This is a genomic window from Nocardia sp. NBC_00511 (genome assembly GCF_045161165.1).
In the GTDB taxonomy this organism is placed as follows: domain Bacteria; phylum Actinomycetota; class Actinomycetes; order Mycobacteriales; family Mycobacteriaceae; genus Nocardia.
In genome coordinates this window covers 4,746,726-4,766,930 of record NZ_CP107849.1, presented here as the reverse complement: position 1 = coordinate 4,766,930, position 20,205 = coordinate 4,746,726, and the positions used below count along the sequence as shown (strand labels likewise).

General features: G+C 66.8%; 19 protein-coding genes, 1 tRNA gene and 1 pseudogene. 10 read left to right on the top strand and 11 right to left on the bottom strand.

Going from position 1 to position 20,205, the window contains the following annotated elements; translation table 11 throughout:
- Window positions 1-17: 17 nt before the first annotated feature.
- The 3 genes from OG300_RS22355 to OG300_RS22345 all read left to right on the top strand — a co-directional run bounded on the left by OG300_RS22355 (window position 18) and on the right by OG300_RS22345 (window position 3,111).
- Window positions 18-1,400, top strand: coding sequence for a condensation domain-containing protein (locus tag OG300_RS22355; protein ID WP_405484574.1), 1,383 nt, complete (start codon window positions 18-20; stop codon window positions 1,398-1,400).
- Window positions 1,401-1,467: 67 nt separating this feature from the next.
- Window positions 1,468-1,668: a hypothetical protein gene (locus OG300_RS22350; RefSeq protein WP_405484572.1), complete on the top strand. Its 201-nt coding sequence runs from the start codon at window positions 1,468-1,470 to the stop codon at window positions 1,666-1,668.
- Between the two features lie 36 nt (window positions 1,669-1,704).
- Window positions 1,705-3,111 carry a sensor histidine kinase gene (locus tag OG300_RS22345; protein WP_405484570.1) on the top strand — a complete coding sequence of 469 codons (1,407 nt, stop codon included), beginning with the start codon at window positions 1,705-1,707 and terminating at the stop codon, window positions 3,109-3,111.
- Here the strand turns inward: OG300_RS22345 and OG300_RS22340 are convergent.
- The gene (locus OG300_RS22340) at window positions 3,025-3,747 is read right to left on the bottom strand and encodes a response regulator transcription factor (RefSeq protein WP_405498631.1); all 723 of its coding nucleotides are present in this window, start codon (window positions 3,745-3,747) and stop codon (window positions 3,025-3,027) included. The genes OG300_RS22345 and OG300_RS22340 overlap by 87 nt on opposite strands.
- Before the next feature lie 73 nt (window positions 3,748-3,820).
- On the opposite strand from OG300_RS22340, the gene OG300_RS22335 reads away from it, so the two are divergent.
- Together OG300_RS22335 and OG300_RS22330 are read left to right on the top strand one after the other, a co-directional pair.
- Window positions 3,821-4,546, top strand: a complete 726-nt coding sequence (locus OG300_RS22335; protein WP_405484568.1) for a phosphatase PAP2 family protein — start codon at window positions 3,821-3,823, stop codon at window positions 4,544-4,546.
- A 143-nt stretch (window positions 4,547-4,689) separates the two neighbouring features.
- Window positions 4,690-5,133, top strand: coding sequence for a YdeI/OmpD-associated family protein (locus OG300_RS22330; protein WP_405484566.1), 444 nt, complete (start codon window positions 4,690-4,692; stop codon window positions 5,131-5,133).
- A 93-nt stretch (window positions 5,134-5,226) separates the two neighbouring features.
- Here OG300_RS22330 and OG300_RS22325 read toward each other — a convergent pair whose 3' ends face one another.
- The 4 genes from OG300_RS22325 to OG300_RS22310 all read right to left on the bottom strand — a co-directional run bounded on the left by OG300_RS22325 (window position 5,227) and on the right by OG300_RS22310 (window position 9,731).
- Window positions 5,227-5,658, bottom strand: a complete 432-nt coding sequence (locus OG300_RS22325) for a hypothetical protein (protein WP_405484564.1) — start codon at window positions 5,656-5,658, stop codon at window positions 5,227-5,229.
- A gap of 173 nt (window positions 5,659-5,831) precedes the next feature.
- Window positions 5,832-6,914, bottom strand: a complete 1,083-nt coding sequence (locus tag OG300_RS22320) for an amidohydrolase family protein (protein ID WP_405484562.1) — start codon at window positions 6,912-6,914, stop codon at window positions 5,832-5,834.
- A gap of 46 nt (window positions 6,915-6,960) precedes the next feature.
- Window positions 6,961-8,412, bottom strand: a complete 1,452-nt coding sequence (locus OG300_RS22315) for an FtsW/RodA/SpoVE family cell cycle protein (RefSeq protein WP_405484560.1) — start codon at window positions 8,410-8,412, stop codon at window positions 6,961-6,963.
- 317 nt (window positions 8,413-8,729) lie between these two features.
- A complete protein-coding gene (locus OG300_RS22310; RefSeq protein WP_405484558.1) occupies window positions 8,730-9,731 on the bottom strand; it encodes a polysaccharide deacetylase family protein in 1,002 nt (333 codons plus the stop codon).
- A 124-nt stretch (window positions 9,732-9,855) separates the two neighbouring features.
- Between OG300_RS22310 and OG300_RS22305 the strand changes: the two genes are divergently transcribed.
- Window positions 9,856-11,184: a putative glycoside hydrolase gene (locus OG300_RS22305; protein WP_405484556.1), complete on the top strand. Its 1,329-nt coding sequence runs from the start codon at window positions 9,856-9,858 to the stop codon at window positions 11,182-11,184.
- Here the strand turns inward: OG300_RS22305 and OG300_RS22300 are convergent.
- From OG300_RS22300 to OG300_RS22285, 4 genes are read right to left on the bottom strand one after another with little or no spacing between them, the layout of a single operon-like run.
- Window positions 11,181-13,391: a hypothetical protein gene (locus OG300_RS22300; protein ID WP_405484554.1), complete on the bottom strand. Its 2,211-nt coding sequence runs from the start codon at window positions 13,389-13,391 to the stop codon at window positions 11,181-11,183. The genes OG300_RS22305 and OG300_RS22300 overlap by 4 nt on opposite strands.
- On the bottom strand, window positions 13,388-14,629 hold the full coding sequence (locus OG300_RS22295) for a hypothetical protein (protein ID WP_405484552.1): 1,242 nt from the start codon (window positions 14,627-14,629) through the stop codon (window positions 13,388-13,390). Before OG300_RS22295 ends, OG300_RS22300 begins: the two co-directional genes overlap by 4 nt.
- Entirely contained in the window at window positions 14,626-14,772 is a 147-nt protein-coding gene (locus tag OG300_RS22290; protein WP_405484550.1) for a hypothetical protein, read from the bottom strand. Before OG300_RS22290 ends, OG300_RS22295 begins: the two co-directional genes overlap by 4 nt.
- 9 nt (window positions 14,773-14,781) lie before the next feature.
- Window positions 14,782-15,912: a protein kinase domain-containing protein gene (locus OG300_RS22285; protein WP_405484548.1), complete on the bottom strand. Its 1,131-nt coding sequence runs from the start codon at window positions 15,910-15,912 to the stop codon at window positions 14,782-14,784.
- Window positions 15,913-16,139: 227 nt separating this feature from the next.
- Between OG300_RS22285 and OG300_RS22280 the strand changes: the two genes are divergently transcribed.
- The 3 genes from OG300_RS22280 to OG300_RS22270 all read left to right on the top strand — a co-directional run bounded on the left by OG300_RS22280 (window position 16,140) and on the right by OG300_RS22270 (window position 18,180).
- Window positions 16,140-16,215, top strand: a tRNA-Ala gene (locus OG300_RS22280).
- A gap of 373 nt (window positions 16,216-16,588) precedes the next feature.
- The gene (locus OG300_RS22275; protein ID WP_405484547.1) at window positions 16,589-16,768 is read left to right on the top strand and encodes a hypothetical protein; all 180 of its coding nucleotides are present in this window, start codon (window positions 16,589-16,591) and stop codon (window positions 16,766-16,768) included.
- Between the two features lie 38 nt (window positions 16,769-16,806).
- A complete protein-coding gene (locus OG300_RS22270) occupies window positions 16,807-18,180 on the top strand; it encodes a hypothetical protein (protein WP_405484545.1) in 1,374 nt (457 codons plus the stop codon).
- Between the two features lie 17 nt (window positions 18,181-18,197).
- Here the strand turns inward: OG300_RS22270 and OG300_RS22265 are convergent, their stop codons facing one another.
- Entirely contained in the window at window positions 18,198-18,539 is a 342-nt protein-coding gene (locus OG300_RS22265) for a hypothetical protein (RefSeq protein ID WP_405484543.1), read from the bottom strand.
- 160 nt (window positions 18,540-18,699) lie between these two features.
- On the bottom strand, window positions 18,700-19,470 hold the full coding sequence (locus tag OG300_RS22260) for a dienelactone hydrolase family protein (RefSeq protein ID WP_405484541.1): 771 nt from the start codon (window positions 19,468-19,470) through the stop codon (window positions 18,700-18,702).
- Between the two features lie 66 nt (window positions 19,471-19,536).
- Here OG300_RS22260 and OG300_RS22255 point away from each other — a divergent pair.
- Window positions 19,537-20,205 (top strand): annotated as a pseudogene (locus tag OG300_RS22255) (helix-turn-helix transcriptional regulator); the annotation flags it as partial.

Here is a 20,205-nt window from a genome sequence, read left to right as displayed (position 1 = left end):
CCGCGTCACCGCGTCGCATGCCCCGCACGCCGCGGATCCCGCTGGCCCCCGCACAGGAGCGGATGTGGCAGGCCGCGGCCGCCGGATACTCCGCTGACTGGAATGTTGCTCGTGCGTTTCGAATTCGTGGCGCAGGGGTGAACCTTTCGGCGCTGCGGGCCGCCATCGACGATGTGGTGCGTCGCCACGCGCCGCTGCGCACCTGCTATCCGGCGACCGCCGAGGGGCCGGTTCAGATGGTGATGGATGCCGACGTCGCACGCGTCGAGGTCCAGGTGGTCGACTGCTTCCCCGGTGAGGTGACCGACAAGATCGCCGAATTCGGCGGTCGCGCTTTCGATCTCGCCGCCGACCTGCCGATCCGCGCGCGCATCTACCGGCTGGGCGCGCGCGATGTGGTGCTGGCGCTGGTGGTGCACCACATTTCCCTGGACGGTCAGTCGATCGGCCCGCTCATGCGCGATCTGGTCGGCGCGTACCTGGCCCGCTGCGCCCGCCGCGCCCCCGTCTTCACGCCGCTGCCGGTCGACTACATCGACTACACGCTGTGGAAGCACGAATTCCTGGGCGCCTACGACGACCCGTGCAGCCCCGCCAGCACCCAGCTGCGGTACTGGGCCAACAACCTCGTGGGCCGGCCCGCGCCGCTCGAATTGCCTTACGGCAGAATGTGTTCGGCGCGAGTCGACGCCGCCGGTGCGATGATCCAGCTCGGCTTCGACGCCGACCTGCACGAGGCGCTGCTGTTGCGCGCCCGTCAGGCGGGGGCCAGCCTGTTCATGGTGTTGCAGACCGCGTTCGCGGTGAGCCTCGCGGCCTTCGCGCAGTCGCCCGACGTGACCGTCGCGACCGCGGTGTCCGGTCGTGACGATCCGCAGCTCGCCGATCTGGTCGGCAATCTCGCCGACGACGTGCTCATGCGCATCCGCCTCGACCGCGCCACCGATATGAACGACCTGATCGACCAGGTCCGGCGGGTCGCGCTGGCCGCCTTCGCGCACCCCGACACCCCGAATCCCCGTCTGCAGCGCTGCCTTCCGCAGGATCCGGGCCATCCGCTGTTCCAGGCCACCCTGATCCTGCAGCGCGCCACCGTCGAACCACCCGCCCCCGTGGTGCCGGGCGGCCTGAGCATCGTCGAGATGCCCACCGGCATCGTGCGCGCCAAACACGATCTGGAATTCGGCCTCACCGAGCACTACGACCACACCGGCGCACCGCAGGGCGTCTCCGGCCCGTTCCTGTATCCGACCGCCCGCTTCGACCCGGCCACCGCGCAGCGCTTCGTCGAATCCTTCACCGCCACCGTCGAACTCATCGCCTCCGGCTACACGGGCCCGATCGCCCCGCTGCTCGGCGAACAGCGGCGGCGGGCGCGTCGCGCACTGCGCATGCGCTGAGTGACGGTTCGAATCCTGGCGAGTCCGACCCTTACGGTCGCGGTGCGAGCGGAGTAGGTTCGGTGCCGTGTATGAGGGGTTGGCGCGGGAACCGGGGGATCCGTCCGAACGGGTCGAGTTGCTGCGCAAGGTTGTTCACTGGACCACCGATCCGGTGGTGGACGTGCTCCACCCGATGATCGGCACGGCCACCGTGCCGGTGCTGATCGTCGCGCCGCTGCTGGTGGTGACCAGCGCCTGGGGAATCCGACGGCGACTGCGGGTCTGATCCGGTCCGTTGCGGCGCGTCCACCATGATGGGGGCGTGCCACACATTCCGGACTGGTCGCGACCCTCACGCTGGGGGTTGCGGATTCGCTCGGCCATCGCGGCCGCGCTGACCGTCGGCGCGGTACTGCTGATCGCGGCCGGGGCGCTGCTGGCGCTGCTGAACCGATCACTGCTGCGCGAGGTGGATGCCGCGGCCTCGACCCGAGCCGACGCGATCGCCGGTGAACTGACCCGGACCACGGTGGCCGAGTTGCCCACTTCGCTGTTCGACGCCTCCGGTCAGGTCGCCGTCGTGCAGGTGCTCGACGTCCGCGGCGGCCTGGTGCGCGAATCGAATTCGAACCCGCAACCACTGCTGGACCCGGCGACCGTCGAGGACGGGGTGTCGGGTGTGCGGGCCGTGTCCGGCTACGACGACGACCTGCGGGTGGCCGCGCGCACGGTGACCGCCGGCCCGGACCGCTACACGGTGCTGGTCGCCGCGGACAGCGAATCGGCCGAGCACGCGGTGACCCGGGTGGCCGCGCTGGTGGGATTCGGTGGACCGCTGGTGGTGGCCGCCGCGGCCCTGGCCACCTACCTGCTGGTGGGCCGATCGCTGCGCTCGGTGGAGGAGATCCGCAGCCGGGTGGCGGGCATCGGCGCGGCGGGACTCGCCGAGCGGGTGCCGGTGCCGGTGGCCCGCGACGAGATCGCGCGCCTGGCCGAGACCATGAACGACATGCTCGCCCGCGTCGAAGCCGGGCACGTGGCGCAGCGCCGCTTCGTCGGCGACGCCTCACACGAACTGCGCAGCCCGCTGGCCGCCATCACCGCCGCACTGGAACTGGCCCGGGACCGGCCGCAGGTGCTCGACGCCGAACTGATCGGCGACACCCTGCTGCCCGAGGCCGAACGCATGCGGTACCTGATCGAGGACCTGCTGACGCTGGCCGCCGCCGACGAGAACGGTCTCGAATTGCGCACCGGCGAAGTCGATCTCGACGACCTCGCCGCCGAACAGGCGACCGCGCTGCGCACCCGCGGCGGACTCACCGTGCGCACCGAGATCCATCCGGTCCGGGTGATCGGTGATCGCCCCAAACTGGCTCGGGCACTGCGCAATATCGTCGACAACGCGGCCGCGCACGCCCGCACCGAAGTGTCCGTCACCGTGGTCGCGGCCGGTGAACGCGCCCTGGTCACGGTCGACGACGACGGCCCGGGCATCCCGGTCGCCGACCGCGAGCGGGTCTTCGGCCGCTTCGTGCGGCTCGAGGCCGATCGGGCCCGCGCCACCGGCGGATCCGGTCTGGGGCTGGCCATCGTCGCGGAAATCGCTGGCGCGCACGCCGGTTCGGTGACGATCGGCGAATCACCCCGGGGCGGAGCCAGATTCGTCCTGGACCTGCCCCTCGCCGGTCCCGGCCGGGTCGACCAGCCGATAGCCGACGCCCCGTAGCGTCTCGATGCTGGTGCGCCCGAACGGCACATCGATCTTCTTGCGCAGATACCCGACGTAGACCTCGACCACGTTCTCCGGCCCGTCGTAGTGCGCGTCCCACACATTGCGCAGGATCTCCGACTTGGTGAGCGCGAACCCCTTGTGCCGCAACAGGAATTCCAGCAGCCCGAACTCGCGCGGGGTGAGGGTCAGCACGGCCTCCCCGCGCCGCACCGTGCGCCGGGCCGGGTCCAGCGCCAGATCACCCGACGACAGCAGCACCGGCTGCTGCGGCGCGCGCCGCCGCACCAGCGCCCGCAGCCGCGCGATCAGCACCACGAACGAGAACGGTTTGGTCAGATAGTCGTCCGCGCCCAGATCGAGGGCGTCGGCCTGCTCGTAGTCCCCGTCCTTGGCGGTCAGCATGAGCACCGGCGTCGCCACGTCCCGCGCCCGCAGCCGTCGCAACACCTCGTACCCGCTGAGTTCCGGCAGCATGATGTCCAGCACGATCACGTCGAAGCTGTCCTCGGTCGCCGCCCACAGCCCGTCGGCCCCGGTGTGCGCCAGCTGCACCACGAATCCCTCGAGCTCGAGCCCGCGCCGAATCGTCTGCGCCAGCCGCACCTCGTCCTCGACCACCAGCACCCGCACGGGCACCAGCATGCCACGGCCGCCACGACCGCTCTCAACGTTCTCTCAGCGACGTCGTGGCAATCTCTTTGTCATGCTGTTCTCACCGCTACGACAGGAAGCAGCCACCACGACGAAACGGCCGATCAGGTTCCCCGACCAGATGCTGGCCGGGGTGCTCGTTACCGCCGTGCTGGCCGCGGCGATGCTCGTCCTCACCTGCGTGGTGGCCTGGTATTCCGGCCCGGTGGGACCGGATTCGCCCTGGTTGCAGTGGTTCGTCGAGCATCGCACCGGCCCGCTCACCGCCATCGCGAAGGTGGTCAGCGCCCTCGGCGACACCGTCACGGTGGCGATCTACACGCTGGTGGCCTGCGCCCTGCTGGCCTGGCGCAGGCACTGGGAGCCGGCGGTGCTGATCGCCACCGCGGCGATCGGCGCGGGGCTGCTGGTCTACTTCGGCAAACTGATGATCGGCCGCGACCGGCCACCGGTCGGCTACCGCCTGGTGACCGAGACCAACCACTCGTATCCGTCCGGCCACGCGCTCGGCTCGACCGTCGTGATCGGCGTGCTGGTCGCGGCCGCGCTGCCCGTGCTGTCGCGGGCAGCCCGGATCGCCGCCATCACGTTCGCGGTGGTTTTCGCTCTCGCAGTGGGTGTTTCGCGCCTGTACCTGGGTGTGCACTGGACCACCGACGTGCTCGCGGGCTGGCTGCTCGGAGCCTGCTGGCTCACCCTCTGCCTCACCTTCCGTCCATACCTCCCCCTGGTGACCGCTCGAATCCCACAGCGGCTACTTAGGGCATCTGACGGATAGTGCGCGCAGGCATTTGCTCCGTACCGTCGCTGTGACGGTCGGGCAGCGGTCCCGCAGCCGTCCCGAACCCGGCACGGGTCCTGCTGTATGAAGTGGAATCGGCTATCGGAGCCTGGGAGACGGCAGACCGACAGGAGAACATCGTGAAATTTCGATCCCACGTCGAACCGCCCGAGCCCATGCGGGGATTGGAAGTTCCGCCCGAGGTGGTGGCAGCGCTCGGTGAAGGGGCACGGCCGCCGGTGACGATCACGATCAACGGACACACCTGGCGAAGCCGCGTCGCCCTCATGCGCGGCCGCTACCTGCTGGGCCTCAGCAACGCCAACCGTCAGGCCGCACGCGTCGAGATCGGTGAGGACGTCGAGGTCGAGGTGGAGCTCGATACCCAGCCGCGCGTCATCGTCGAACCCCCGGACTTCGCCGACGCCCTGGACAAGGAACCCCTCGCCCGCGCCGAGTACGACAAACTCGCCCAAAGCCGCAAGCGCGAACACGTGCACGCCATCGAGAGCGCGAAGAAACCCGAAACGCGCCAACAGCGCATCGAGAAGGCCATCGTTACCCTCCGGGGCCAACATCCGTAACACGAAGCGCCGCCCGCGAACTCACCACACGGAGACCCTGGCGACGCGTCCGGACTTCTGGGATGCGCGCCGAGTCATCGACAAGGCGTGAACTCAGAGGTCTGCGCTACTCGACCGAATTCTGACCACGACACCGGCCGCACGAAGCGGGCGTGCCAGAGATTCCATCTCCACCAGAGTCCCTCGAAGTCCAATGCGCGCAAGGTCATCGGCCATGGCTCGCGCCTGTGGAAGCGAGAGCGCCCGAACCTGGCGCAGCACGCGCATCACCGTAACCGGTGTGGTGCTCCCGGCCGCGAGGTCGAGCACGCGGGTGCCGTTGGCAGCCAGAATCGCTGCGCGAACGCCCGATGGCGGCGGCCCGAAATCACACTCGTACCACTCACTTCCACAGTTCTGGCAGGTTCCGTGGAGGTCCCACTCATGTCTGCCACCTGTGAGAACCTCGACCACCGTGGCATCGGCCGGTATTCCACACGTGACGCAGTCCTTCGTGTAGGGAGCAGACTCGATCACGGTGTCCATGTGCCGAACCTAGATCGGGAGCCGACAGGACGCCAACCATCCGGAAATGCCACATGGCGCGCGGTTCGAATGTCGTGGCTTCCGGAGGGCGAGGGATCTACTCTCGCGAGACGACCTGACCTGAGGCAGAAGCGTCGATCACGCACAGTGAAGGTCCGCTTCTGCCTGTGGGTTCAGGCGGCGACTGGATGTTCGATGCCGCCGCACCAGACCCGGGTGACGGCGCGGGTGGCGCCGATATCGGCGATCGGATCACCGTCGAGCAGCACCAGATCCGCGCGCAGCCCCGGCGCGATCACACCGCGGTCGGTGAGCCCGAAGTGCTTGGCGGGCACGACTGTCGCGGAGTTCAGCGCATCCACGGTGGACAGCCCGGAGGCCACCAGCAGTGCCAGCTCGTCGTGCAGGGACGCACCGAAGACCGGGTTCACCGGGATATTGGGATTGGCGTTGGCGTCGGTCCCGGCGATGATCGGGATCCCGGCCGCGTGCATCGCCCCGATGGTGGCGGTCGCGGCGGCGAAGGCATCGGCGAAGCCGCGGGCGGCGGCCATGCCCTCCATCATGACGAGAGTCGGTACCACCACCCGGTTCTCGGCGGCGATGCGCGCGATATCGTGCGGCGGCAACGGCGCTCCCACCGGCACGTGCGTGATGACATCGGCTCCCGCGTCCAGCGCCATGGCGTACCCGCCCGGGCTGGCCGCGTGCGCGATCACCAGCAGATTGTGCGCATGCGCCTCCGCCACAACGGCTTTGGCGGCGTCCGCGTCCGGTCCGCCGTCGCCCGGGGCCTCCATGATCAGCTTGAGGTAGTCCGCGCCCTGCGCGATGCGGTCGGCGACCACCGCCTCGGCCTGTTCGGCGCCGCGAATGATCCAGGTCTCGCCCAGGAAGCTGCCGTGCATGCCGTCCGGCCCGGCGACCGCCCGGCTCGCACTGCGAATATCGGTGGCGCCGAGCGTATTACGCAGTCGGCCCACCACGTCGGGCTCGCAGCCCATGTCGAGGGCGGTGGTGACGCCGTGCTCGGCGAAGCGGGTCAGCACGTCGCCGTCTTCCAGGTGCACATGGGCGTCGATGAGGCCGGGCAACAGGATCGCGCCGCCGCCGTCGATATGCCGTGCGCCGGTGGCGTCGGATCCGATGGTCGGTCCGTCGATCACGACGGTGGTGGGTTCGGTGAGGCGGAGGCCGTCGAAGACCCGGACATGGTCGAGCGCGATCCGGCCTTCGGGTGTACTTGAAGAGGTCACCGCCCCAGCTTCCTCCGTTTGCCGATGTGCGGCAGCACAACTCGCGTCATCGACGGCGTGGCAGCAGTTTGCGCGGTACGTGTTCGGTCATGGCGTCGGCGATCGGCGGGACCACCGGGATGGGCCGGCTCGGCGGTGGCGGGGCCGAGCGGGCGTCGGCGGAGATGCGGATCAGCAGGGCCAGGATCACGTAGTTGGCCAGCAGCGAGGAACCGCCGTAGGACATGAACGGCGTGGTGAGACCGGTCAGCGGAATCAGCTTGGTGACACCGCCGACCACCACGAACAGCTGCCAGCCGATGGAGAACGCGAGCCCGCCGCCGAGCAGCTTGCCGAACGCGTCGCGGGTGGTCAGGGCCGCGCTGAAGCCGCGGATACACAGGATTGAGAACAGGGCCAGCACCGCGGCCAGCCCGATCAGCCCGAGTTCCTCGCCGATGGTGGAGATGATGAAGTCGGTCTTGGAGAACGGCACGTCCTGCGGTCGCCCACTGCCCAATCCGGTGCCCGCCAGCCCGCCGGTGCCCATGCCGAACAGGCCCTGCGAGATCTGATAGCCGTTCGTGTAATAGGTGGCGAACGGATCGCGCCACACCTGCACGCGCACTCGCACGTGCCCGAACAGCTGGTAGGCGATGATCGCGCCGACCGAGAACATGCCCAGGCCGATCAGCAGCCACGACGCCCGACCGGTGGCGATGTACATCATGGCCAGCACGGTCCCGAACACCAGCAGCGAGAAGCCCAGGTTCTTCTCGTAGACCAGCACGATCACCGATACGAACGTCACGCCCAGCAGCGGCGCGAGGTCGCGCAGGCGCGGCAGCGTCATGCCCAGGAAGTTCTTCCCGGCGATGGTGAACAGGTCGCGGTGGGCGACCAGGTAGGCGGCCACGAAGATGATCAGCAGCACCTTGGCGAACTCACCGGGCTGAATCGAGAATCCGCTGAACAGGATCCAGCTCTTACCGCCGTTGACCTCGCTGAAGCGGGACGGCAGCAGTGCCGGGATGAGCAGTGCGACCAGACCGGCCAGCCCGCAGGTGTAGCCGTAGCGGGCGGGCTTGGTGTGGTCGGGCACCAGGATCAGCACCGCCACGAACAGCAGCATGCCCAGCCCGGTCCAGATCAGCTGATGTGACGAGTCCGAGGACGGGATGGCCTTGCCGGCATTGCGGGCGGCCTGCATCTCGGCCCGGTCGATGCGGTCGATGAGCACCAGCCCGATGCCGTTGAGCAGCACCACGCACGGCAGCAGCACCGGATCGGCGGCGGGCGCCCAGCGCCGCACCGCGATATGGGTGACCAGCACGAACACCGTGAAAACGCCGAGGGTGCGGGAGCTTTCACCGTCGAATCCGGTGCCGGTGGCCGACGTCATCGCGAGATAGGCGAAGGCGATCAGGGCCAGGGCGGCCACGCACAGCAGCAGTTCGGCGTTGCGCGGGACCCCTCCTCTCGACTTGGCCTGGGGAGGGCGGTGCCGAAATGCGCTCACACTGCACAGTATCGCGTGCGATACCGGATGAGGAGCCAAAGCAGGATGGCCTCGGCGATGGCTGTGAACACGGTCAAGAATTGGCTGAAGTAACTGGCCAGCACATTCACCATGGTCAGCGACAGGATGTCGGACCAGATGCCCGGCCGGACACCCATATCGACGTGCCCACCAGGCTGGCGATCACCAGCAGCAGACCGCCGAACAGCGCGTGCGCGATGTGATCTTGGGATAGCCGGTGGACATCAGGACACGCCCTCCACCGTGACACATGATCGAATCGGGTGGGTGGCGAACGGTTCCCGATCTTCACGTAATCAGTAGGGCTGGGCCGCGGGCACCTTGGCCGGGGCCAGGGTGGGGGCCAGGGCGCGGGGGAAGGAGATGCGGGTGGGGTCGCCGTCGGAGGTGTAGCGCTCGTCCGGGTGTGCGGCGAGGTAGTCGAGCCAGTAGGTGGAATCGAACTGGACGGGGCTGCGGCCGGAGCGGATTCGGGGAATCGCGGCCGGGTCCACTGCCGTGTAGGGGGAGGACGCCGGGTTCGCGCCGACCAGCAGTACCGAATCGAAGGTGTAGGGCGTGCCGTCCCAGCTGCCGCCGGTGGCGAGCGCGTGGTCGCGGGGGTACACCCCGAGTGGCAGGGCCATCGAGCGGACGGGTGCGTCGGGCACCGCGGTTTTGATGGCACGCAGGTTCTGCACGAATTCGCGTTGCACACCGGCCGCGTCGAGGGTCGAGAGGTTGGCGTGGGTGGCGGTGTGCGCGCCGATCTCGTAGCCGTGCCGGGCCAGCCACGGCAGTGCGCGAGGATCGTCGGCGAACGGATCGTTGTTGACGTAGAAGGTCGCGGTGGCGGTGAAACCCGGGTGCTGCGTGGCGAAGTCCTCGAGCAGCGCCACCGCACAGCCTGGGGCTGGATCGCCGGTGGCGGTCAGGGCGAGCTGGGTGGTGGTGGAATCGTCGAAGGTGAGTACCACCGGGTGCGTGCCCGCGGCCAGATCCATGGTGCCGGTGATGTAGTGCGCCAGCGTGGTGGGCCGGTAGCCCTCCCGATACAGCCGATCGAGCTCGGCGGTGAATTTCGCTGGCGTCTGGTCGTATTCGCTCGCCGGATCGTTCTCGACGCGGTGGTACATGAGGATCGGCACCGAACCGAGTTCATTGGCGGCGACGCTCGCGGGGTCCGGCGGGCGGATCGTGGCCGGCGGGGGAGCGGTGGTGGAGGAGGGGGTGGTCGCCGTCGTGCTCGCACAGGCGGTGGCGGTCGTGCCGAGCAGCAGTGCCGCCATGACCGAACGCATCATGGTCCGCGCCTTCATCGCCGCAACGCTACGCTGCGACAACGGTTTTGAGGTGATCTCCGCGAAACGTGGCGGACATCCGCGACGACCGGCGATAGTGTTGTCGTCGGCTGCGGAGTGGAAGTTGGTGTGTAGGTTGCTCATGCGACTGCGGTCGTTCCGTCGTCAGCGGCTCACCCTGCTGGTGATCGGCGCGGCGGCGCTGGTGATCCTGCTCGTGGTGGTGTTCGTCAGCACCGGCAAGGGGCGCTCGTCCTCGGCGGCCGCCGGACCGCCGGTGCTGGACCTGGTGCAGCCGCCGCCCGCCACCTCCTATCACGACCCGGTCGTGGTGCGCGGCAAGGCAACCGGGGCCGTGCAGGTGGCCATCGGGGCGCTGTCGGTCGCGCCTGCCCCCGACGGGTCCTTCGAGATCAAACTGCCGCGCGGACCGGTCGATACGGCAGTGGTGGCGACCAGCAAGAGCGGCGTCCAGACCACCCATCCGCTGACCGTCGGCCTCGCCCTGCCCCGGATCCGGGCCGTGCACGTCACCGCCTACGCCTGGGCCTACGACCCGATGCGCGACGCCGTCCTGGACCTGGCCCGGCAGGGCCGCATCGACACCGTCGAACTCGATATCAAGGACGAGGACGGCATGGTCGGCTACGACTCGCAGGTGCCGCTCGCCCGCCAAACCGGCGCCGCCACAGCCATTTACGATGCCCCGGCCGCCTTGAAGCAGCTGCACGACATGGGTGTGCGAGTGATCGGCCGGATCGTGGCCTTCCGTGATCCCACCATGGCCGGGTGGGCCTGGCACAACGGGCACCCGGACTGGGTGATCCAGAATCCGTCCGGTCAGCCGTACTCCAGCGGGTACGGCGCGATCGCGTTCACCAACTTCGCGAGCCCCGAAATCCGCGGCTACAACCGGGATCTCGCGGTCGAGGCCGGGCATCTCGGCTTCGACGGCGTCATGTACGACTACATCCGCCGCCCCGACGGGCCGCTGTCGAGCATGCAGTTCCCGGGACTCACCATCTCCCCGTCGGATTCGGTGTCCGGCTTCCTGCACGAGATCCGCGACCCGATCCATGACGCGGGCGCTTCGCTGAGCGCGGCCGTGTTCGGTATCGCGGCCACCCGTCCCGACGAGATCGCCCAGGATATTCCGGCCATGGCGCGCAGCGTCGACGTGCTCGCACCCATGCTCTACCCGTCGCACTGGAACCCCGGCGAGTACGGCGTGGATAGTCCGAACTCTCAGCCGTACGACATCATCTTCCGGTCACTGCAGGACTTCCGGGCCCGCACCGAGGGCACCGGCGTGCAGATCGTCCCGTGGCTGCAGGACTTCAGCCTCGGTGTCTCCTACGGGGACGCGCAGGTGCGCGCCCAGATCGACGCCACCCATGCGGCGGGCTACGACGGGTTCCTACTGTGGAACGCCGCCGTCAGCTACCACGGCGGCGCACTCGACCCGAGCTAACGCCAGAACTGCCAGCCGCGGCGCGACTCCGTCTCGAAGGCAACGGTTTTCAGGGTGGCGGGGTCCGCCTCGGTGGCGTCCAGGACGAGCAGCTTCGTGACCACCTGGGGTACATCGAGACGGGTGCGCAGCCACGGCCAGCCGCCGCCGAGCACCTCGACGAGCGGACCGGGTTCGAGGTCGAGGGCGGCGACGGCACGCAGCAGGGCGAACGGCTCCAGCTCCCAGTGCCGCGCGCACGCGGTGACCAGGGCGGGCAGCTGATCCGCCGGGGTGGTGGCGAGAACGCGCTTCAGCACCGTATCGCCGGAACGGGAGTGCTCGGCCAGGCAGGTGGCCACATAGTCGGGGTCGGAGTGGATTGCGGCGGAGAGGATTTCGCGGGTGTCCTCGAGAACGTGGCGGTCGTCGACAGCCATCCGGAGAATCGCGGCGACTTCCTCTCGGTCCCAGCCGATTCGGCCCCGGTTGCGGCCGAAAGTCTTGCGGCGCGCACCATTGCGGGAGCCGTCATCGCCCGCGGCGTCCAGCACCACCAGGGTTTCGATGGTCTCCGGGAGTCCCAGTGACTTGCGCAGTCGAGGCCAGGCCGGGCGCAGCGCCGCCGCCAGATCGGCGGGTTCGGCCACGGTGAGGGTGAGCGCCTTCATCAGTTCACCCCCGGCGAGCGCCGGATAGCGCGCGCATTCGGCGATCAGCGCTGGCAGCCGGTCGGCGGGCGCGCAGCCCAGGATCTGTTCCAGCGCATAGCGATCCCGCCCACTCGTGCTGACATTGACCACCAGTTGCGCGACGATCCCGAGCTGCGACTGCATGGCGGTGCGCAGCAACCGGCTGTTGCCGGTGTGCACGGCCGGATCGTCGACCTCGGCGCTGAGCGTGTCGTACACCAGCGCCCGATCCCGCGAGCCGATCGCCTGCTCGCGCAGGGTCTGATGCCGCAGCAGGTATTCGCTGACCCGCCGTCGCCGCCCGGGATTGCCTGACACCCAGTACTTTCGGAGCTTCGGCCACACCGCTTTGGCGTCGGCGGCCGTCAGCGGGCCGCTGCCGGATTCCAGGCGCTGCCAGGCCGCGTCGGCCACCACGCCGTCGAGGTCGAAACCGAGCTGCCGGGCGACCTCGATGACACGGGACTGCTCGCGGGTATCGCCCCGGATGGTCTCGGTGAGTGCCGATTCGAACTTCCTTCGAACGTCGGGCCGATGGTCGATGCGGGCGAGAGACTTTGCGACGGTGGGTCTTCCGACGGCCAGATGTACGGCACGGGTGGCGACCGCCGGGTCGGCGAACCAGTCGGGGCTAAGCTCCGGGTCGGCGATCACCTCGGCCATCCGGTCATCGTCCAGCTCGGCGGGGCCGAGGGTGCGCAGGTGGCGGCGGAAGCACCACTGACCGATTTCATCTGCCGCGGCGAGGGTTTCGGGAAGTTCGACGCCCGCGCGGCGCAGCTCGGTGATCTGCTGTCCGAGGCGCACGAATGTGTCGGATTCGTCGCCGCGATCGCCGGGTGTCACGACGCGCCGCGCGCCGGATCCGGTGGCCGGTGACTGACGGGTGACGGCGGTGATCGCCACGGACTCCAGCGAGGGCCCGCTGGAGGTACAGAATGTCAAGTCGCGCAGTGCTTTACGCGGCAGCATGCCGTAGAGGGCGCGCAGCATGGCGAGCGCGTCGTGCGCGCCTTCCACATGCAGTTCGATGGCGGGCCCGCGACCGGCCAGATGCGCGAGGGTGTAGCCGAGCAACGCGGGCAGCCACTCCAGGTCGAGGTAGGCGTCGACGGCGGCGATGAGCGCGGCTTCACTGTCGACCTGATCGGTGAGCGGGGTCCACTGATCGGTGGGAAATCCGGGATCGTCGAGATGGGTGCGGAACAGTCCGGAGTCGAACAGTCCGAGAGCCGTCGCGCCGTCGAAATCCCTTGGCTCACCGGCGATCAGGTGTGCGACGCAGGTGCCGGGCCGGGCATTGGAGGGTGTCTTCATGACGGCGACGGCGAGATTCCGGGCCCGGATGAACTCCAGCGCGAACGCCTCCGGCGGTGCGGGTACCCCGTTCCAGGTGACCAGCGCACCCAGCTCCCGGGTGGTGGATCCCAGTGCGGGGGGCCAGTTTCCGGAGCGTGCGACCACGCCCACCCCGGTGCCGGAGGATTCCAGGTTCACCACGGCCCAGCCGCACAGCAGCTGCGCGAAAGCGGTCATCGATCGGCCCGCCGCCCATCGACCACGTCGAGCAGGGAGATGATCGGGTCGACGGCCGCGAACGGTTTGAACACCGGATAGGTGTTGTCGCCGCGCTTTCCGCAGCCGACCGCCGAGACCGGGAAGTACCGGTTGTGCGGGAAGTGGATGGACAGGGTGGCGTCCACGGCCGGAAACAGTTTGCGCACCAGGCTTCTGGTGGCGTCGGAGCGGTAGGCGATCTGGCCGGGCTGGTACAGGTTGCCCGCGCCGTTGAGGCTGTAGGGGCTGTCGGCCCAGTCCGCGGGCGGGGCGACGATGCCGACCTCGGGCAGGTTGATCAGCGACAGCAGATCGGATTTCGCGATGATGGTCGAAACATGCAGGCGCGGTGGCTCGATCGGCAGATCCATCGGATAGCTGTTGGCGGTGCGCCACAGCTTCGCGATCTGGTCGATCATCATCTTGGTGCGGCCGACGGTCTGCGAATGCTCGACATTGTTGTTTAGGCTGTCCTCGTTGGCCGGCCCCGCGTGCTCGCGCATGATCGCCAAGTACTGCTTGTTGAGTGTGGACGGCACCACGAACCAGATGAAGTCGGCGATCGCCAGGTGCGGGCTGACCTTTGCGGCGATCTCGGCGTCGGCCACGTCCTCCCCGGCCACGTCGATGAACGCCAGGTTGATGGTGCGCCGGGTGGTGAGCGAGGTGAACTTGACGATGATCGGGGTGCGGGCCTGCCAGCCGCTCCAGGCGTGCGACTGCATTTGCTGCTGTGCGAGTGCGGGACCCAGCGGGCGGGGCGGCTGCGGTGCTTGCGGTCCGCCGAGTGGCCGGATGCCGTTCTCGGGGCGCTGCATCTGCTGCCCGTTGTAGCCGCGCTTCTGCGTGTAGCCGATGGCCTGCCGGTTGATGAGTGTGTTCTCCAGTGCGGCAAGCAGTTTGGTGGATTTGCGGGACGGCACGATCGACCATTCGCTGGCCAGCACCGGATCGTTCATCACCGAGTAGATCATCGAGGCGATGAGATGAGTTTTGGACGAGGCGGACTCGCCGACGAAGCCGATCACCGTGGTCGGGTGGTCGAGCTGCTCCTCGTCGATCTCGCAGCCGTTGGGGCAACGCCGGTCCAGGCGGCGCGAATAGTCGCCGACCCGGGTGGCGAAGCCGCCGTTGGGTTGGCGCAGCACCCAGATCCAGGAGCGCCGGGAACTGTCGAACTTGAACTCCGCCAGGCAGTTCAGGCACACGATTCTCATCGCAACACCGTGTACGTCAGCCACAGCACGGTGATCAGGAAGAAGCCCGAGCCGACCCTGGTCGCCACCCGCAACCAATGCCAGGCGCGCGAACCGGCGTACACGTATTGCTGCCAGGCCAGCCCGGCCCGCTGGTGTTTCATAGCCCGACCTCACACAAGACTCGCGACCTCCAGTACCAACCAGGTGAGCAGCAGAAAGACGAGAAATCCCAGCACGATGCCGAGCAGTGCCGCACCGGCGATCACGCCGCCGATGTAGCGCGGATCATCGCGGGTGAGGCCCTGCAGTACGCGTTGCCGGAATTCCAGGCCCGGCCGGACGAAGATGCCCCACAGGCCGCCCGCGGGCAGTTCGACCCCGGGCCGCGGTTCGTGGGGCGGGCCCGGCTGGGCGGTGGTGAGCAGTTGGGTGTGGGCGCGCACCGGCGCTGTCGCGGGTTCCGGCCGCCGCTGCTTGACGGTCGTCGGTTCCTGGTGCGGTTCCGGCTGGGCGACGTGTGCGGTCGCGTGGTGAACGGCGTCGCGGAAGTAGTGCTGGAACTCGGCGGCGGACTGGAACCGCAGCGCCGGATCCTGCGAAAGTGCCTGATCCAGCACCGATCTCAGTGGCGGTGGCAGGGGAGCTGGCGCGTAGACGGTCTCGAGCACCTCGGTGCACACCACCGCGAACGAGTACACGTCGCTGAGGTGGGTGATCCGCCCGTGTCTGAGATATTCAGGGGCCGAATAGTTCTGCGTCCCCACCGCCTGATGCGCGCGCGTCAACCGCTGCATGTTCTCCCGCATCTCCACAGCGATCCCGAAGTCGGCCAGCTTCGCGGTCCCGTCTCGGCAGATCATGATGTTCTCGGGCTTGATATCCCGATGCACCACCTGCTTGGAGTGCGCGTACACCAACCCGCTCAGCGCATCGGTGAGGATCCGCGCGAGCTGCGGCAACACCCAGTTGTCCGGCTCCCGCATGTACTGCCGCAGGTTCTCCCCGTGAATGAACTCCATCACCAAAAACGGTGACCGCCCGCCATTCTCGACGAAAACCCCCGAATCATGCAGCATCACGATATTCGCGCAGTTCATCTGCGCCGCGATCCGAGCCTCCCGCTCGAACCGCTGCCAAGAAACTCTCGCGTCTTCCTCGGCCCCGGCCAAGCTGCCCGCATCGAGCACCTTCACCGCAACCTGCCTGCCCAGCTGTCGATCCCAGCCGTCCCAGACCTCGGCCATCCCGCCTTTACCGACCAGCCCCCGCAGCTCATATCGGCCATTGATCAGCCTCGACAACGCCAGACCTTCCCCCACGGGCAGCCCGCTCTCCCGCCGACCACCCTGGACGACAACGAATCACCGCCGAGTCTACGCGCGCCCCCCACCCCCCGCCCGCGACTTTCCAGTGCCCCACAACACATCCCGCCTGCGATAACGTTCGCCGCCTACCAGGCGATTTGCCCCCACCGGGGTCCCATGGTGTAACTTTTCCCAGGCACTAGGGAAACCGAAGGCAACCATCCGGGGCTATGGCGCAGCTGGTAGCGCACCTCACTGGCAGTGAGGGGGTCAGGGGTTCGAATCCCCTTAGCTCCACCAATCGTGCTGTTGCACGAGCCAAGGCCGGTGATGAACCGACCGTTTCGCGCATAGCGTGCGCCGCATCCTCGCCCGGACTGAGTCAAACGCTACGCACCGTCTGCCGAAGCGAGTAGACTGTGGGCCAGGGCTGATACAGCCCTACACTCCTTATTCCTTATGTCTTAATTTCTATTCCTGAATCGGCTGCCTTACTCGATATTCCTTTCACGGATACTCATTACGCGCCTCGCAACCAGCCTTTGGCGAACTGCACCACGCAATCGCGCCTTTTCCGTAATTCACCCATACAGCCTTACATCATATCCTCTCGCCCCTATGTTTTCTGCGTTCCCGAACTGCCACCTGGCAGTCGATGTCACGGAGACATTCAATGGCCGAGAAATTGAAGGCGCTGTTACTCGTACTAGCGCTGATCTGTGCGGCATTCGCTGCACAGGAGTACCCGCACGAAACGATCACCTTTTTGATCCACGCTGCGTTCGTACTCGCCCTCGAGCTCGTCGTCTCGTACGTCGCCCGGTTATCGAAACCGAAGTCGACGAAAGACTAGACCGAACAGAGGTTGGATGGCTAGTGTGGTCGAAAAGAGTGACCACACTAGCCTTTTCCGATTTCTGGGGGTGCCCCTTGTTCTGCTTTGCAGATCTCACATCCACGGTCGATGGCCGCGAGCGGGATCTCTTCAATCTACTTATCGAACACCGGCCAGATATTCGCGCAGCGGATCACACTTTGCTCCTGGTCCGCCAACCCGCCTCTTTTTCGGAACTTCGCGCGGAGGTCGTACAACTATCCGATGGGGAAATCGCCGAACAAGATCACCACGTCATCGAACGAGCACAGTCTTTCATTGAATCAGCGCCACCGGGAACGCCGCTCGTTGTCGCCTCCTTTCGAACGGTACTTCAGTATCACATCGTGCAAACCCTCGCTGATTGCAAGGTCGAGTACATTGACTTCAGAAATATCTTGCGGGCACAAACTCAAGCCAAGTCCATGGCGGCACTCAAATCGTGGCCAGCTAATTTCCTTTCGTTGCCGGAGGCGATATCGCAGGTCTCGACCGCCCTGCAGAATCGTGGTGGTAGCGTCAAGCAAACCCAGTTGAGACCGGCGCTCACACGCGTTGACACGCGATGGATCAGGGTTCAGGGCCGGAATGCGCCGCAGGATAACCCCAAAATAATTTCGTACCTGGTGTCCGAGGCTGTGGGCAAGGGGATCATCACCGCGACAGGTGACCCTGGAGACCCATTGCTGACACTTGTTTCGAATACATACGCCGCGCCCCTGCAAGCCAAGCCGTCGGTGAATGTAGTCGATGCGTCTCCCTCCATCAACGCAGTGGCGACCTTGGCTCCTCGGAGCAGTAATGATGCTGTGGACAAACGCCTCAGCGATCAGTACATCGACAGGCTGAAGGCGAATAGCCTGGGGCCATTTCAGGAGGTTCGTCTGGCAATTTATGACGAGATCGATAGCCTGATCAGTGCGCATTCCGGAAAGATTGCGGTTCGGGATCTCATTTCTAAGTCGGTCGATAAAGTCCGGGGAGACATCGAAGAGGCCCGAGCCGTCGATACCCAATATTTGATAAGGAGCCTCACCAGGAATCTCCCGTGGGGCGCGGTCCGCGGGTTCATTACGCTGCTCATGACTCGCCAGGCCGTTCTCAACACTGACGACGGCGTCGTGCCCGCGATGTGGACCAATCTTGACAAGATTGTCCTCAAGATGGAGGCCGACTGGCGAGTTCGTCTCGACGCGGACCTTATCACGTTTCTCGTGGATTCCGGATTCAAGATTACTACTTACACCGAAGAGGATCTCAGCGGCGCATTGTTTGACAACCGTCGCATGGTCGAGAATGTCCAAGAATGCATTAGCTTTTTGATCAGATCGGAGATATGTGAAATGGCGGATGACTATTCGTTGCAACGTAAGCGAGATGCCTCCGTCTGAGCGCCGAACACACAGGCTCAGCTGTCGGTAATTGACGGCTGGATTTGTCGCGATTGTCCAACCGTGCTGAGCTCGGAGGCATGGTTGACGATATTGCTCCCGATGACGCAAGGGACCGGTAGCAGCAGCAAGGTCGCCGAAGCCCAGATGAAAAGCCAGGTGCGAGTGATCGCAGCGATGATCACGCAGACCGATCCAGCTACCAGGACCGCGAGCATCCCGAGCAGATAGACGTTGATGCCACGGCCGACTTCGCCCATGCACGGGCTGTCGGGCGCACACGGATCGCAGCCCATCGCTAAGAAGCCGCTGAGCATTGCGAACCAGATCGCGGCGAAGAAGGTCAGGGTGAGGCACACACCAGTGATCCATTTGTCCCACAATGGGATTCGCCGACCAGCGGTCCGTGAGGTCGGTGCTGGGGGGCCTGTGATCGTCATGCGAAGCAGCATTGCCGCTTGACAGTTCCCGCCGGATCCGTAGGACTACCCAGCCCGCAGTAGGTACTGGGGCACCGAGTTATGTTGAGACGCTGGTCAGCAGTGAATGGACGCGTTGCCATGCGTCGGCCGCTATTGCGGGGTCGGTGGTGAGGAACCCGTGTCCGACAGCGGGATAGACGACGACCTCGTGGTCGATGCCGGATTCGGTTAGCGCCGAGGCGATTTCGCGTTGATGGTCGGGTGGGACGACGTGGTCGTGCTCGCCGACGAGGAAGAGGAGCTTGGCGGTGATTGCCGGGGTCAGGGACAGGGTGGGGGTGGGTCGGCTCAGTGAGATGTCGGTTGTCGGGAGCCAGCCGCCGTAGAAGATGGCTACTGCGGCGAGGTCGAACTCGGTTGCCGCGAGGTAGGCGATGTGGCCGCCTACGCTCAGTCCGATCATGCTGATGTGTTCGCTGCCAGACACTTTCAGGTGGTCGATGCAGGCGCGGATGTCGTGGAGGACGGTGGTCCGGGTCATCGACTCCAGGAGTTCGAAGCCGCGTTCTCGGCCGGCTGCGTCTCGGGCGAGCTCTTCGCCTGGCGCGGTCCGATGATGCAGGTCCGGCGCTAGTGCTGTGAATCCGAGTCCGGCCAGCCGGTCGCAGACGTCGCGGACGGCGGCATCGACGCCGAAGAGTTCCATGGCCACCACGACACCGGGGAACGGGCCACCGGCTGCGGGGCGGGCGCGGTAAGCGCCCATCGGTGCACCTTCACCGACCTCGATATCGACTCGTTCGGAGCGGATGGCATACGAGCCGTTCTCGGTCCGGTCCGGCCGGTGTTGGGTGCTGGGTGTGCGCATGAATCCACGCTAATCCCGCCCTAAACTGGTATCCACAGGACAGTTTTCCTAGTAATAGGTACCAGGATGACTCGATCCGCGATCGCGGCCCGAGAGTTGGGGGAGTTGCTGCGTTCGCGGCGTGAACGGCTTCAGCCCGCCGATGTCGGTCTGCCACCGGGTGTTCGGCGCCGCACCCGCGGCCTGCGTCGTGAGGAGGTGGCCCAGCTCGCGGCCATTTCCTCGACGTATTACACGGTGCTGGAACAAGGTCGCGACGTGCGGCCCTCACACCAGGTGCTCGACGCGCTGGCGGTGGCGTTGCGACTCGACGCAACCGAACGTGCCCACATCCACGAGCTGATCCACGGTGCCCCGCCCGCCCGGACCCACTCGATCACCGAATCACTCCCGCCCACTGTCCAGGCGCTCCTCGACCGACTCGACCCGTGCCCGAGCTATGTCACCGGCAGACGCTGGGACGTACTGGCCTCCAACCGATCAGCCCGAGCCCTGTGGGCCGATTGGCCCGCCCGCCCGGTCGAGGACCGCAACCTTCTCTGGTGGATGTTCGCCGACCCCCAGGCCCGAGACGTCATGGTCGACTGGCCCGCCGAAGCCTCCGCGCTACTGGGCCGATTCCGTGCCGCCGCAGCCCGCCACCCAGGCGAGCCGAGCTTCGACGAATTGCTTGAACGCCTTCTCGCCGTGAGCCCGGAAGTGCGGGATTGGTGGCCGAAACACACAAGTCACACC

What these genes read in the sequence shown, in the direction of transcription:
- OG300_RS22355 (WP_405484574.1), top strand. Translation starts at nt 18, where the DNA reads ATGCCCCGCACGCCGCGGATCCCGCTGGCCCCCGCACAGGAGCGGATG.
- OG300_RS22335 (WP_405484568.1), top strand. Translation starts at nt 3,821, where the DNA reads ATGCTGTTCTCACCGCTACGACAGGAAGCAGCCACCACGACGAAACGG.
- OG300_RS22325 (WP_405484564.1), bottom strand. Translation starts at nt 5,658, where the DNA reads ATGGACACCGTGATCGAGTCTGCTCCCTACACGAAGGACTGCGTCACG.
- OG300_RS22310 (WP_405484558.1), bottom strand. Translation starts at nt 9,731, where the DNA reads ATGAAGGCGCGGACCATGATGCGTTCGGTCATGGCGGCACTGCTGCTC.
- OG300_RS22305 (WP_405484556.1), top strand. Translation starts at nt 9,856, where the DNA reads ATGCGACTGCGGTCGTTCCGTCGTCAGCGGCTCACCCTGCTGGTGATC.
- OG300_RS22300 (WP_405484554.1), bottom strand. Translation starts at nt 13,391, where the DNA reads ATGACCGCTTTCGCGCAGCTGCTGTGCGGCTGGGCCGTGGTGAACCTG.
- OG300_RS22295 (WP_405484552.1), bottom strand. Translation starts at nt 14,629, where the DNA reads ATGAGAATCGTGTGCCTGAACTGCCTGGCGGAGTTCAAGTTCGACAGT.
- OG300_RS22290 (WP_405484550.1), bottom strand. Translation starts at nt 14,772, where the DNA reads ATGAAACACCAGCGGGCCGGGCTGGCCTGGCAGCAATACGTGTACGCC.
- OG300_RS22275 (WP_405484547.1), top strand. Translation starts at nt 16,589, where the DNA reads ATGGCCGAGAAATTGAAGGCGCTGTTACTCGTACTAGCGCTGATCTGT.
- OG300_RS22260 (WP_405484541.1), bottom strand. Translation starts at nt 19,470, where the DNA reads ATGCGCACACCCAGCACCCAACACCGGCCGGACCGGACCGAGAACGGC.